Annotated in this window: 14 protein-coding genes and 1 pseudogene; 10 read left to right on the top strand and 5 right to left on the bottom strand. The window is 65.0% G+C overall.

The genetic code is table 11. The features are described from left to right. Positions 1–35: 35 nt before the first annotated feature. On the bottom strand, positions 36–284 hold the full coding sequence (locus KH389_RS26115) for a TIGR02647 family protein (protein ID WP_043863365.1): 249 nt from the start codon (positions 282–284) through the stop codon (positions 36–38). Positions 285–372: 88 nt separating this feature from the next. After that, positions 373–657: a hypothetical protein gene (locus KH389_RS26110; protein ID WP_043863366.1), complete on the bottom strand. Its 285-nt coding sequence runs from the start codon at positions 655–657 to the stop codon at positions 373–375. A gap of 145 nt (positions 658–802) precedes the next feature. Here KH389_RS26110 and KH389_RS26105 point away from each other — a divergent pair, with 145 nt between their 5' ends. After that, positions 803–1,465 (top strand): glutathione S-transferase family protein, encoded by a 663-nt coding sequence (locus KH389_RS26105; protein WP_043863367.1) that lies wholly within the window; start codon positions 803–805, stop codon positions 1,463–1,465. Between the two features lie 42 nt (positions 1,466–1,507). Here KH389_RS26105 and argH read toward each other — a convergent pair whose 3' ends face one another. Beyond that, positions 1,508–2,902 (bottom strand): argininosuccinate lyase, encoded by a 1,395-nt coding sequence (gene argH, locus KH389_RS26100; protein WP_043863368.1) that lies wholly within the window; start codon positions 2,900–2,902, stop codon positions 1,508–1,510. Between the two features lie 218 nt (positions 2,903–3,120). Between argH and KH389_RS26095 the strand changes: the two are divergent. From KH389_RS26095 to KH389_RS26060, 8 genes and pseudogenes are all read left to right on the top strand, one after another. Then, positions 3,121–3,228: pseudogene (locus KH389_RS26095) on the top strand (sensor histidine kinase); the annotation flags it as partial. After that, positions 3,225–3,971 (top strand): LytR/AlgR family response regulator transcription factor, encoded by a 747-nt coding sequence (locus KH389_RS26090; RefSeq protein WP_043863369.1) that lies wholly within the window; start codon positions 3,225–3,227, stop codon positions 3,969–3,971. The pseudogene KH389_RS26095 and the gene KH389_RS26090, both read left to right, overlap by 4 nt. A gap of 117 nt (positions 3,972–4,088) precedes the next feature. Continuing rightward, positions 4,089–5,030, top strand: a complete 942-nt coding sequence (gene hemC, locus KH389_RS26085) for a hydroxymethylbilane synthase (RefSeq protein ID WP_043863370.1) — start codon at positions 4,089–4,091, stop codon at positions 5,028–5,030. Then, on the top strand, positions 5,027–5,794 hold the full coding sequence (locus KH389_RS26080; RefSeq protein WP_213606521.1) for a uroporphyrinogen-III synthase: 768 nt from the start codon (positions 5,027–5,029) through the stop codon (positions 5,792–5,794). Before hemC ends, KH389_RS26080 begins: the two co-directional genes overlap by 4 nt. A 46-nt stretch (positions 5,795–5,840) precedes the next feature. Then, complete coding sequence (locus tag KH389_RS26075; protein ID WP_213606520.1) at positions 5,841–6,974, top strand: uroporphyrinogen-III C-methyltransferase; 1,134 nt, start codon at positions 5,841–5,843, stop codon at positions 6,972–6,974. Next, positions 6,971–8,209, top strand: coding sequence for a heme biosynthesis HemY N-terminal domain-containing protein (locus tag KH389_RS26070; RefSeq protein WP_058541740.1), 1,239 nt, complete (start codon positions 6,971–6,973; stop codon positions 8,207–8,209). The genes KH389_RS26075 and KH389_RS26070 overlap by 4 nt, the downstream gene beginning before the upstream one ends. Positions 8,210–8,419: 210 nt before the next feature. Next, a complete protein-coding gene (locus KH389_RS26065) occupies positions 8,420–8,941 on the top strand; it encodes a disulfide bond formation protein B (RefSeq protein ID WP_043863374.1) in 522 nt (173 codons plus the stop codon). Between the two features lie 232 nt (positions 8,942–9,173). Next, on the top strand, positions 9,174–9,644 hold the full coding sequence (locus KH389_RS26060) for an Rsd/AlgQ family anti-sigma factor (protein ID WP_043863375.1): 471 nt from the start codon (positions 9,174–9,176) through the stop codon (positions 9,642–9,644). A gap of 25 nt (positions 9,645–9,669) precedes the next feature. Here KH389_RS26060 and KH389_RS26055 read toward each other — a convergent pair whose 3' ends face one another. Further along, the gene (locus KH389_RS26055) at positions 9,670–10,335 is read right to left on the bottom strand and encodes an FKBP-type peptidyl-prolyl cis-trans isomerase (protein WP_213606519.1); all 666 of its coding nucleotides are present in this window, start codon (positions 10,333–10,335) and stop codon (positions 9,670–9,672) included. 227 nt (positions 10,336–10,562) lie between these two features. Between KH389_RS26055 and KH389_RS26050 the strand changes: the two genes are divergently transcribed. Beyond that, positions 10,563–11,483, top strand: a complete 921-nt coding sequence (locus tag KH389_RS26050) for an AlgP family protein (protein ID WP_213606518.1) — start codon at positions 10,563–10,565, stop codon at positions 11,481–11,483. Here the strand turns inward: KH389_RS26050 and KH389_RS26045 are convergent. Further along, the gene (locus KH389_RS26045) at positions 11,459–11,935 is read right to left on the bottom strand and encodes a TIGR02444 family protein (protein ID WP_058541743.1); all 477 of its coding nucleotides are present in this window, start codon (positions 11,933–11,935) and stop codon (positions 11,459–11,461) included. The two genes, KH389_RS26050 and KH389_RS26045, sit on opposite strands and share 25 nt — an antisense overlap. Between the last annotated feature and the right edge of the window lie 42 nt (positions 11,936–11,977).

Raw genomic sequence — 11,977 nt, 5'->3', positions numbered from 1 at the left:
AGCCGGCCTTGCCGGCGAAGGCTTCAGCGAAGCTCTCAAGCCGGCTCGGCGACCGTGTTCAGGATGATCAGCAACTGCTGTACGTTCTGCGCCGCATCGCGGCCCAGCGGGGTCAGGTAGCCGCCGTCTTCCTGGGTGATCAGTTCCTTGGAGAACAGGCGCTTGGCGGCGGCAATCGCCTGGGGTGCTGCGGTGGCATGGACTTTCAGTCCTTCCTGCGTGCTGTCCAGGTTGAACAGCGCGAGTATTTCCAGTTCGGCAATCAGCTCGGGGGTAAACGACATAGATACTCCGGACTTTCCTGAAGTGGAGGGCAGCACCCTTGCAGGGGTACATGAAGTTGCAGTGTAGCCACGCCAGCCGGTAATTGCTTCAGTCCTTTTCGGGTGGCAACTCAGGCAGCGCACGCAGGGCGGTTTCGTACCACTGCGTATCGAACGCTCGGTCGTCCTCGAGCATGGCGTCGATCTCGCAGGCCAGCACGTGGGCCATCAGGTTGAGGATGTCCTCGCGCTCGTAGCCCACCAGCGTCAGCTTGTTGAACGTGGCCTTGGCCGCTGGCGGGTTGTCGTTCTCGATCTGGTTCTCGATGGCCTGGATCAGGGTCGATTCGGCGAACGCTTCTTCGTCATTGTCGATATCGGTGGGCTCGCTCATGGGCGCTCTCCTCGGAATGGGCATCCAGTTTGCCATGCAGTGCACGCCAATGCCTGGCTATCGAGCAACTGCATGATGCTGGTCAGTGCCTGCGGTAGCGTCTATAAAGGCCAGGCCAACCCCTTTCGGCCTGGAGGCATGTTTCATGCTCAAGCTTCACGGTTTTGCAGTCAGCAACTACTACAACATGGTCAAACTGGCGCTGCTGGAAAAGGGCGTGCCCTTCGAAGAGGTGCTGTTTTTCGGCGGCCCCGGCCCCGCATCACTGAAGATCAGCCCCTGCGGCAAGGTGCCGGTGCTGGAGACCGAGCACGGCTTTCTCAGTGAGACCAACCTGATCCTTGACTATATCGAGCAGACCCAGCCCGGCAAGGCGCTGCTACCCGAGGGCGTGTTCGCCCAGGCCAAGGTGCGCGAACTGGCCAAGGAGATCGAGCTGTACATCGAGCTGCCGGCCCGAGCCTGTTACCCCGAGGCGTTCTTCGGTGCCCAGGTGGACCCGGCCATCAAGCAAAAGGCCAAGGCCGAGCTGCTGGCGGGTCTTGCCGCCCTCAAGCGCAACGGTGCCTTCGCTCCCTATGTGGCGGGCGAGCAGATGACCCTGGCGGACATCCTGTTCTGCTACAGCGTCGACCTGGCGTATGCGGTGGGCAAGAAGGTGTTCGATATGGATGTGCTGGCGGACTTCCCGCAGGCCAAGGCCCTGCTCGAACACTTCAAGCAGAACCCCAACGTGCAGAGAAACGCCGCAGACAAGGAAGCCCAGATGCCGGCCTTCCTCGAGATGGTGCGTACCGGCAAGCGCTGACTTCAGCGCAGCCAGGCCCGCCAGGTGGGCCTGGCGAATGCCTCAGCGGCTGGCCAGCAGCGCCTGGCCGCGGGCCACGGCTGCACGTACCTGGGCCGGTGCGGTGCCGCCGATGTGGTTGCGCGCGTTCACCGAGCCTTCCAGGGTCAGCACGGCAAACACGTCCTGCTCGATCTGGTCGCTGAACTGGCGCAGTTCGTCCAGGCTCATCTCGGCCAGGTCCTTGCCGGTGTCCACGCCGTACTTCACCGCGTGGCCGACGATCTCGTGGCAATCACGGAACGGCAGGCCGCGGCGTACCAGGTAATCAGCCAGGTCGGTGGCGGTGGAGAACCCGCGCAGCGCGGCTTCGCGCATGATCGCGTGCTTTGGCTTGATCGCCGGGATCATGTCGGCAAATGCCCGCAGCGAATCGCGCAGGGTATCGGCGGCATCGAACAGCGGTTCCTTGTCTTCCTGGTTGTCCTTGTTGTAGGCCAGCGGCTGGCCCTTCATCAGGGTCAGCAGGCCGGTCAGGGCGCCGAACACGCGGCCGGTCTTGCCGCGTACCAGCTCGGGGACGTCGGGGTTCTTTTTCTGCGGCATGATCGAGCTGCCGGTGCAGAAGCGGTCCGGCAGGTCGATGAACTGGAACTGCGCGCTGGTCCACAGCACCAGCTCTTCGGAAAAGCGCGACAGGTGCATCATCGCGATGCTGGCCGCCGCGCAGAATTCGATGGCGAAGTCACGGTCGGACACGCCGTCCAGCGAGTTGCCGCCCACCGCTTCGAAGCCCAGCAGCGAGCAGGTCAGTTCACGGTCGATCGGGTAGGTGGTACCGGCCAGTGCGGCGCTGCCCAACGGCATGCGGTTGGTGCGCTTGCGGCAGTCCACCAGGCGCTCGTAGTCGCGGCTGAGCATTTCGAACCAGGCCAGCAGATGATGCCCGAAGGTCACCGGCTGGGCGGTCTGCAGGTGGGTGAAGCCCGGCATGATGGTGTCGGCTTCGCGCTCGGCCTGCTCCAGCAGGCCTTTTTGCAGGCGGGTGATCTCGGCCAGGATCAGGTCGATCTCGTCGCGCAGCCACAGGCGGATGTCGGTGGCCACCTGGTCGTTGCGGCTGCGCCCGGTGTGCAGCTTCTTGCCGGTGATGCCGATGCGGTCGGTCAGGCGTGCCTCGATGTTCATGTGCACGTCTTCGAGGTCGATGCGCCAGTCGAAGTTGCCGGCCTCGATTTCGCCCTGGATGGTGGTCAGGCCGTCGATGATGCTGTCGCGCTCGGCATCGGTGAGCACGCCGACCTTGGCCAGCATGGTGGCGTGGGCGATCGAACCCATGATGTCGTGGCGGTACAGGCGCTGGTCGAAGGTGACGGAGGCGGTGAAGCGGGCGACGAAGGCGTCGACCGGCTCGCTGAAACGGCCGCCCCAGGACTGGTTGGTCTTGTCGGTGCTCATGGATTCACTCGTGTAAGGCGTGAACGGAAAAAGTGGCGCAGATGATAGCAGGGTTGCCGGGGCTCACGGGGCTCGGCGGTCGGCGCAACTGCGGGTTTGTGTCGCAGCCGGGGGCCACGACAGGGGCGATGCAAAAGGATATTTATCGATTGAACGGCAGCGTGCCTGCAACCGTCTACAGTTGGACAGAGGATTGGCAGGTTTCGCCCTCCCAGTGAATCTTTAGCCCTCGTGCGAGTCTGAGCGTGGATCGCCGTGACGGTCGTCACTTCACCTGTCTACGCTATCCTTGTGCGAGACTCACGCAGGAATCCAGCGCTATATGAATGTCCTGATCGTTGATGACGAACCCCAAGCCCGGGAACGCCTGAGCCGAATGCTCGGCGAGCTGGAGGGCTATACCGTGCTGGAGCCCAGCGCCACCAATGGCGAAGAGGCCCTGGCATTGATCGACAGCCTCAAGCCCGAGGTGGTCCTGCTCGACATCCGCATGCCCGGCATGGACGGGCTGCAGGTGGCGGCCCGGTTGTGCGAGCGCGAAGCGCCACCGGCCGTGGTGTTCTGTACGGGGGATGACGAATTCACCGTGCAGGCGTTCAAGGACAGCACCCTGGGCCATCTGCTCAAGCCGGTTCAGGCCGATGCCCTGCGCGACGCGCTGCGCAAGGCCGAGCGCCCGAACCGCGTGCAGCTGGCGGCGCTGACCCGCCCCGGCGCCGAAAGCGGCAACGGGCCGCGCAGCCACATCAGCGCCAGGACCCGCAAGGGCATCGAGCTGATTCCCATCGACCAGGTGATCTACTTCATCGCCGATCACAAGTACGTGACCTTGCGTCATGAGGGCGGCGAGGTGCTGCTGGACGAACCGCTCAAGGCTCTGGAAGACGAGTTCGGCGAGCGCTTCGTGCGTATCCACCGCAACGCGCTGGTGGCCCGCGACCGTATCGAACGCCTGCAGCGCACGCCGCTGGGGCATTTCCAGCTTTTTCTCAAGGGCCTCAATGGCGATGCCCTGATTGTCAGCCGCCGCCATGTGGCCGGCGTACGCAAGATGATGCAGCAGCTTTAGGGCGGGGCGGGAGCACTGCTTGACCAGGGACGGTCGACCCCTCCACTGACATAGATCTGCTAGCAGCCCGGATTGAGCTGTTATCATCCCGCGCATCTATCTCGTACGGATCGATCCATGTCCACTCGTGAAATCCGCATTGCCACGCGCAAAAGTGCCCTTGCCCTGTGGCAGGCCGACTATGTAAAAGCCCGCCTCGAACAGGCACACCCCGGCCTGGTGGTGACCCTGGTGCCGATGGTCAGCCGCGGCGACAAGCTGCTCGACTCGCCACTGTCGAAGATCGGCGGCAAGGGCCTGTTCGTCAAGGAGCTGGAAACCGCGCTGCTGGAGCAGGAAGCCGACATCGCCGTGCACTCGATGAAAGACGTGCCGATGGACTTCCCCGAAGGCCTGGGCCTGTTCTGCATCTGCGAACGCGAAGACCCGCGCGATGCCTTTGTCTCCAACACCTATGCCAGCCTCGATGCACTGCCGGCAGGCGCCATTGTCGGCACCTCCAGCCTGCGTCGCCAGGCACAGTTGCTGACCCGCCGCCCCGACCTCGAGATCCGCTTCCTGCGCGGCAACGTCAACACCCGCCTGGCCAAGCTCGATGCCGGCGAGTACGACGCGATCATCCTGGCGGCTGCCGGTTTGATCCGCCTCGGTTTCGAAGACCGCATCACCGCCAGCATCAGCGTCGACGACAGCCTGCCAGCCGGTGGCCAGGGCGCGGTAGGCATCGAGTGCCGCACCACCGACGCCGAAATCCATGCCTTGCTCGCGCCGCTGCACCACGCCGATACGGCTGACCGCGTGGTGGCCGAACGGGCCATGAACAAGCACCTCAACGGCGGCTGCCAGGTACCGATCGCCTGTTACGCCGTGCTCGAGGGCGAGCAGCTGTGGTTGCGCGGCCTGGTGGGCGAGCCGGCCGGTGGCCTGTTGCTCAGCGCCGAGGCACGTGCACCGCGCGCAGACGCGGATGCACTGGGTGTACGCGTCGCCGAAGACCTGCTGAACCAGGGCGCCGAAGACATTCTCAAGGCGGTGTATGGCGAGGCCGGCCACCCGTGAACGGCTGGCGCCTGCTGCTGACCCGGCCGCCCGACGACTGCGCGGCACTGGCCGCGACCCTGGCCCAGGCCGGGGTGTTCGGCAGCAGCCTGCCGCTGCTCGAGATCGAAGCGCTGCCGGTGACCGATGCGCAGCGCAGCACCGTGCTCGGCCTGGCCGACTATTCTGCGGTCATCGTGGTCAGCAAGCCGGCAGCCCGGCTCGGCCTGGCCCTGCTCGACCAGTACTGGCCCCGCACGCCGGCCCTGCCGTGGTTCACGGTGGGGGCGGCTACCGCCGCGATCCTGCAGGCCCATGGCTGCGAAGTGCACTTCCCGCCACAGGGGGATGACAGCGAAGCCCTGCTGCAACTGACCCGGCTGCAGGAAGTTTTCGCACAGCCCCAGCCGCGCTTTCTGATCATGCGCGGCGAAGACGGTCGCGAGCTGTTGGCCGAGCGATTGACCGCGCAGGGTGCTAGTGTCGATTATCTGCCCCTGTACCGCCGCTGCCTGCCCGAGTACCCGGTCGGCACGCTGATGCGACGCATCGATGCGGAACGCCTGAACGGCGTGGTGGTCAGCAGTGGGCAGGGTCTTGAACACCTGCGCCAGCTGGCTGGCAGCGACTGGTCGCGACTGGCCGCGTGGCCGCTGTTCGTGCCGAGCCCGCGTGTTGCCGAGCAGGCCCGCGCCGCTGGCGCACAGAATGTAGTGGATTGCCGTGGTGCCAGTGCCACGGCTTTGCTGGCGGCGTTGCAGGAAACCCCTGCGCCCGCCTCCTAAGGCGCTAAGCTGTCTGGCGAGGTGCCCCAATGCAAAGGATGGATACGTGAGCGAAACTGCCTTGCCCAACGATGATCTGCAGCCGGCGCCAGAAGCGCCCGCGCAAACGCCCGCCGCCCCTGCCAAGCGGGCCGGCACCGGTCCGGCACTGTTCGCCCTGCTGCTGGGTGCGGCAGGTGTCGCAATCGGTGGCTGGGGTGTCTGGCAGGTGCGCCACCTGCAGGGCGCCAACCAGCTCCAGAGCGAACAATTGCAGGCCTTGAATGCCCAGGCCCAGGCCTTGCAGCAGGGCGAGCAGCGACTGTCGTCACGCCTGGCCGACCTGCCACCGGCCGCCGAGCTCGAAGAGCGCCGGCGCCTGGTGGCGCAATTGCAGGGCGACCAGCAACGTCTGAGCCAGCGCCTGGAGACCGTGCTCGGTGCCAGCCGCAAGGACTGGCGCCTGGCCGAGGCCGAGCACCTGCTGCGCCTGGCCAGCCTGCGCCTGTCGGCATTGCAGGACATCACCAGCGCTCGGGCGCTGGTCGAAGGCGCCGACCAGATCCTGCGCGAGCAGAGCGACCCGGCCTCGTTCGCTGCCCGCGAACAGCTGGCACGCAGCCTGGCCACCCTGAACAGCGTAAAGCAACCGGACCGCACCGGGCTGTTCCTCAAGCTGGCCGCGCTGCGCGAGCAGGTAGTGCAGCTCACCGCCATGGCCCCCGAATTCGAAGAAGGCGGCGAACCGCTGTTCGGCCTGGCTGCCGACGGCGACGGTGCCAGCCGCTGGTCACAGTGGTGGGCGCAGCTGTCGCGCTACTTCCGTATCGATTTCAATGCCGACAAGAACGTCAAGCCGTTGCTGGCCGGCCAGGCCCTGAACCAGGTGCGCCTGGCCCTGAGCCTGACCCTGGAGCAGGCGCAGTGGGCCGCGCTCAACGGCGAGCCGAAGGTCTATGCCCAGGCGCTGGATGAAGCGCGCAGCGTGCTGCTGGCCAACTTCAACCACGACAACGAGCAGAGCCAGTCGATGCTCGAACAGCTCAACGCGGTGGCGAACGAGCCGGTGTCGGTAGTGACGCCGGACCTGGCCGACAGCCTCGGTGCGGTCCAGGCCTACCTCGAGCGTCGCCACCTGCCCGCCGAAGAATCGATCACGCGCCAGCCGGCGGCACAAGGTCATGAGGAGGGCACCCCATGAAACGTGCCTACCTGTGGGTGGTGGTGGCGATCGTCGCCGCGACCCTGCTGGGTATCGCCGTGGCCCGGCATAGCGGATACGTGCTGATCGCCTACGACAGCTTCCGCTACGAGTCGAGCCTGTGGGCGACCCTGGCCCTGCTGCTGGCCGTGGTGCTCGTGGTGCTGATGGTGCGCTTCGTGCTGGGCCTGGTGTTCACCTCGGGCGGGGTGGTCAACCCATGGTCGCGGCGCAACCGCAGCCGGCGTACACGCCTGGCCATCGAGCAGGGGCAACTGGACCTGGCCGAGGGCCGCTGGGCCAGTGCCCAGCGCCATCTGCATCGCGCTGCCGAGGCCGAACGCCAGCCGCTGCTCTATTACCTCGGGGCGGCCCGCGCTGCCAACGAGTTGGGGCGCACCGAGGACAGCGACAACCTGCTGGAACGTGCCCTGGAGCGCCAGCCGCAAGCCGAGCTGGCCATCGCCCTGACCCACGCGCAGTTGCAGGTCGACCGAGGCGACACCGAGGCAGCGTTGGTGACCCTGCAGGCGATGCACGAGCGCCACCCGCACAACGTGCAGGTGCTGCGCCAGTTGCAGCGTCTGTACCAGCAGCGTGGCGACTGGAGCGCGGTGATCCGCCTGCTGCCGGAGCTGCGCAAGGACAAGGTGTTGTCTGCCGCGGAACTGGCCGAGCTGGAGCGGCGGGCCTGGGGCGAAAACCTGAGCCTGGCCGCACGCCGCGAGCAGGACGACCAGACCGCACAGCAGTCCCTTGAACGTGCCTGGCAGCAACTGACCTCGGCACAACGCCAGGAGCCGCAACTGGTGCTGGCGTATGCCGAGCAACTGCGCCAGCTGGGCGCCGAAAGCGACGCCGAGAAGGTCCTGCGTACGGCCCTGCAGCGCGAATACGAAAGCCACCTGGCCCGGCTGTACGGGCTGGTGCGAGGCGGCGACCCGGCGCGTCAGTTGCAGACGGCCGAGGGCTGGCTCAAGCAGCACCCGGACGATCCCAGCCTGTTGCTGACCCTGGGTCGTCTGAGCCTGCAGAATCGTCTGTGGGGCAAGGCGCGCGACTACTTCGAAGACAGCCTGCGCCGGCAGCGCAACCCTGAGGCCTGCGCCGAGCTGGCCCGTCTGCTGGCCGGCCTGGGCGACACCGAGCGCAGCAACCAGCTGTTTCAGGAGGGCCTGGGCCTGTTGGATGAGCGCCTGCTGGCCTTGCCTCTGCCTGAAGCCGTCCGGGCCTGACGTCGTACGGGTTTAGCCCCAGGTTAAACCCGTACTGTTTGGCTGGTTGCGGGGGTGGGTAACTTTTCGCTGAGTTACAGAGGAAATATCCACCTCAACTCTTCGACACTTCCCTTATGTTTCAGCGATTTATCGCGCCTGTCGTGCCTTGAAACAAGGCTCGATTTTCCTCTACCGTTGTTACATGTCTTTCCCGCACCTGGACTTGCCATGCCATTGGCCTGTTTGCGCTCATTGTTCTCCCTGGCTTTCGTCGCGTCGTTACTGATTCTCGCCGGTGCGTTTTACCTCGAATTCACCAAAGGGCTGGTGCCTTGCCCGCTGTGCCAGAGCCAGCGTGTATTGCTGGTTGTGTTTGCCGGTGTCTGCCTGGCCGCGCGCCTGCATGCACCGGGTCAGCCGGGTGCGCGTCGCTATGCGGCTGCGGCGTTGGGCCTGGCGCTGGGGGGCGGCTTGCTGGCGGTGCGCCAGATCTGGTTGCAGGGCAGCGGGGTGGCGGCGGGTGAGGCCTGCTCGATGCCCCTCGGTGCGCTCATCGAGCAAGGCAGCCTTGCCGACGTGCTGCACGCCATGCTGCTCGGTTCGGCCGATTGCGCTTCGATCACCTGGAGCTTTCTGGACCTGAGCCTGCCGGAGTGGAGCCTCCTGGCCTTCCTGCTGCTGGCGGCGCTGGCGTTGGCGCGGCTGCTGTACGTGCAGCCAGCGGCCACGGGCAAGTCATTGAAACCCTGACGCTTGCCGGCGGGGGCCAGGCAATCGACCGATGGCCGCGGGTGCGGCGATTAAACACTTGTATGAAACTTGTCGCCTGCGTACCTTGAAGGCAAGGGCGCGCGGGAATAATCTCCCTTGCACGCATACCCAAAACACTGCTGCTCGATGCCGTTCTGCTGCTTTCTCCCTTTGTTGTGCATACCTCGCACGACGGGGCGCAGCGGCATGACCCAGAAGGGAAGACACCGCCATGTTAGATAGTTGTCAGAATGCTCAGGAACGCTGGGGTGGGGTTCACAAGCTGATTGACCGCTGGCTGGACGAGCGGGCCGAACTGGTCACGGCCTTTCGCGCATTGCGCGATGCCAAACCGGCTTTTGCGGACAAGGACAAGAACCTCGGCTTCTGCGCGATACTGGTCGATTACGTCTCCGCCTGGCACTTCGAGGTCAGTGAGCAGTTGGTGGCTGAAGCCAAGGCGTTCGGAGATGACAAGGGCCTGGAACTGGCGAAGCAGATCAGCCCTCGTATCAGTGCCATTACCGATATCGCGTCGGCTTTCAACGATCACTGCGACAAGGGCAACTGTACCGACCAGGAGCGCTTCGCCAAGAAGCTCAGCGAGCTGGGCAGCCTGCTCCACGAGCGCTTCGAGCTTGAGGATTGCCTGATCGAAGTGCTGCACAACGCGCACAAGGAAGAAGAGGCCGTCCAGGCCTGATCCCTGTCTCCTCCGTTGCCGACATTCAGTCGGCAACCCCCAGTAGTTCGATCTCGAAGATCAGTGGCGTGAACGGCGGAATCAGATCGCCTGCGCCATCGGCTCCGTAGGACTTGGCCGACGGAATCACCACACGCCATTTCGCCCCGACAGCCATCTGTGGCAACGCCACCTGCCAGCCCTCGATCACACTCTTGAGGCTGAACCACTGCGGTTGTTCGCTCTGGTCGAACACGCTGCCATCGGGCAGCTTGCCGACGTAGCGTACCTGCACCCGGCCATCGGCCCTGGGTGAGGCACCATTGCCCTTGACCAGTTCGGTCACCAGTACGCCTTCGGGTAGTTCTCGTACTCCGGCACGGGCGCGTTCGGTGGCCAAGTAACGGGTTTCCAACGCCATCAGCATTTCCACCTGCGACTGCTCGGCGGCCTCGCTGGCCTGGGCCTCGTGCTGGCTGAGAATCGCTTCGCGCCGTGCCTGGCTGATTGCCAGGGGCTTGTTCGCGTAGGCCTGTTGCAACCCCTGGATCAAGGCATCGAGCTGCAGCTCGGGCATCTCGTTGCGCAACCGTTCACCCAGGCTGGCGCCGACGCTATAGGACAGGTCGTGAGCACTTGCCGGTGGCTCGGTGGTGTCTGCGAATGCGCAGGGCAGGGCGAGCAGCAAGGGCAGTAACAGGTAGCGTGGCACAGGCTCACTCCAGGTGGTTTGAGTGCATGGTGAGGGCCGGATGAATCTTTGCATAGAGCAAATTCCGACAGCCTTTTTAACAGCATCTACACTTGTGCGCAGCTGCAGCCATAACAACTTTGCCCAGGCATGCAACGCGGCGTCCTACTTACTGTCAACATGCCCTAGCGGCGGTAGCAGCAGAAGGTCTAGTATGAGCCGCATTCTCGTCAGCCAGGAGGTAAGCCATGTCGGCCAGTAAGAAGCCAGTCAGTACGCCATTACACCTGCTACATCAACTCTCGGGCAGTTTGCTCGAGCATCTGGAAAGTGCCTGCTCGCAAGCACTGGCTGATGCTGAAAAACTGTTGGCCAAGTTGGAAAAACAACGGGGCAAGGCGCAGGAAAAACTTCACAAGTCGCGTCTCAAACTTCAGGACGCTGCGGTCGCCGGCAAGAACAAGGCGCAGAACAAGGCCAAGGGCGCCGTAGGCGAACTGGAAACCCTGCTCGATTCGCTCAAGGATCGCCAGTCGCAAACCCGCCTGTACATCGTGCAGCTCAAGCGTGATGCGCAGGAAAGCCTGAAGCTCGCCCAAGGCGTCGGCAAGGTGCAGGAAGCAGCGTCCAAGGCCCTGACCTCGCGTTCGGCCAAGGCTGCTCCGGTAGCGGCCAAGTCGGCCACCAAGGCCCCGGCCCGCAAGGCTGCAGCCAAGCCAGCCGCTACCAAAGCCGCCGCCAAGCCAGCGGCCAAAACTGCCGAGGCCAAGCCAGCCGCGGCCAAGCCAGCTGCCAAACCTGCAGCCGCCAAGGCTCCGGCAAGGTCTGCTGCCAAACCCGCAGCCGCCAAGGCCCCCGCCAAGCCAGCTGCCAAACCTGCCGCTGCCAAGGCGCCCGCCAAGCCAGCTGCCAAACCTGCTGCGGCCAAGGCGCCTGCCAAACCTGCAGCCGCCAAGCCAGCTGCCAAACCCGCCGCTGCCAAGGCTCCGGCCAAGCCAGCTGCCAAGCCTGCTGCTGCCAAGGCCCCTGCCAAGCCGGCCGCCAAACCCGCTGCTGCCAAACCGGCGACTTCAGCACCTGCTGCGGCCACCACAGCCGCACCTGCTGCTTCGCCTGCCGCTGCACCCGTGACGACCCCAGTGACTCAGTCGCCCTCGACTGCTTCCTGATCCGCCACCGCCACGACGCGCAGCACCTGCAGCGCGTCGTGGTGCCGGGTGCCCTGGGGGGCCAGCACGGCCAGCCAGTCACCTGCCACACCCTGATTCATCCAGCCTTCGCTAGCCTGTTGCAGGCGCGCCAGCAATGTTCGCTCCGCCTCCAGTTCCAGTGCCTTGACCTGCTCGCGCAAGTGCGTCAGCTGCGGGTCGTGCTGCGCGTCTGCACGCCATTGCCGGCGCAGTTGACGCAGCGGTGTCACCACATGCTGCTGCCAGGCAGCGGCCAGCTGTTGCAGGTGCTGTACGCGCTCGGGGGTCACCCCGGCCCTGCCGGCTTCAAGCCACGCCCCGCACAGTAGAAGGCACACATCGGCCCCTTCGTCCTGCAAGGCCAGGCAGGCAGCCTCCACGCCCGGCCGGGCGTACAGGTGCAGAGCGAAATTCCACAGGTCGGTGTGCATGGTCCTACTCGCGCCAGTTGCCATCGAAGCTGGTAGACTCCG

This window comes from Pseudomonas qingdaonensis (assembly GCF_018398475.1).
In the GTDB taxonomy this organism is placed as follows: Bacteria; Pseudomonadota; Gammaproteobacteria; order Pseudomonadales; family Pseudomonadaceae; genus Aquipseudomonas; species Aquipseudomonas palmensis.
Note: the sequence above shows the minus strand (reverse complement) of the source record. Positions and strands in the feature narration are given on the sequence as shown.

What these genes read in the sequence shown, in the direction of transcription:
- KH389_RS26115 (WP_043863365.1), bottom strand. Translation starts at nt 284, where the DNA reads ATGTCGTTTACCCCCGAGCTGATTGCCGAACTGGAAATACTCGCGCTG.
- KH389_RS26110 (WP_043863366.1), bottom strand. Translation starts at nt 657, where the DNA reads ATGAGCGAGCCCACCGATATCGACAATGACGAAGAAGCGTTCGCCGAA.
- KH389_RS26105 (WP_043863367.1), top strand. Translation starts at nt 803, where the DNA reads ATGCTCAAGCTTCACGGTTTTGCAGTCAGCAACTACTACAACATGGTC.
- argH (WP_043863368.1), bottom strand. Translation starts at nt 2,902, where the DNA reads ATGAGCACCGACAAGACCAACCAGTCCTGGGGCGGCCGTTTCAGCGAG.
- KH389_RS26090 (WP_043863369.1), top strand. Translation starts at nt 3,225, where the DNA reads ATGAATGTCCTGATCGTTGATGACGAACCCCAAGCCCGGGAACGCCTG.
- hemC (WP_043863370.1), top strand. Translation starts at nt 4,089, where the DNA reads ATGTCCACTCGTGAAATCCGCATTGCCACGCGCAAAAGTGCCCTTGCC.
- KH389_RS26070 (WP_058541740.1), top strand. Translation starts at nt 6,971, where the DNA reads ATGAAACGTGCCTACCTGTGGGTGGTGGTGGCGATCGTCGCCGCGACC.
- KH389_RS26065 (WP_043863374.1), top strand. Translation starts at nt 8,420, where the DNA reads ATGCCATTGGCCTGTTTGCGCTCATTGTTCTCCCTGGCTTTCGTCGCG.
- KH389_RS26060 (WP_043863375.1), top strand. Translation starts at nt 9,174, where the DNA reads ATGTTAGATAGTTGTCAGAATGCTCAGGAACGCTGGGGTGGGGTTCAC.
- KH389_RS26050 (WP_213606518.1), top strand. Translation starts at nt 10,563, where the DNA reads ATGTCGGCCAGTAAGAAGCCAGTCAGTACGCCATTACACCTGCTACAT.
- KH389_RS26045 (WP_058541743.1), bottom strand. Translation starts at nt 11,935, where the DNA reads ATGCACACCGACCTGTGGAATTTCGCTCTGCACCTGTACGCCCGGCCG.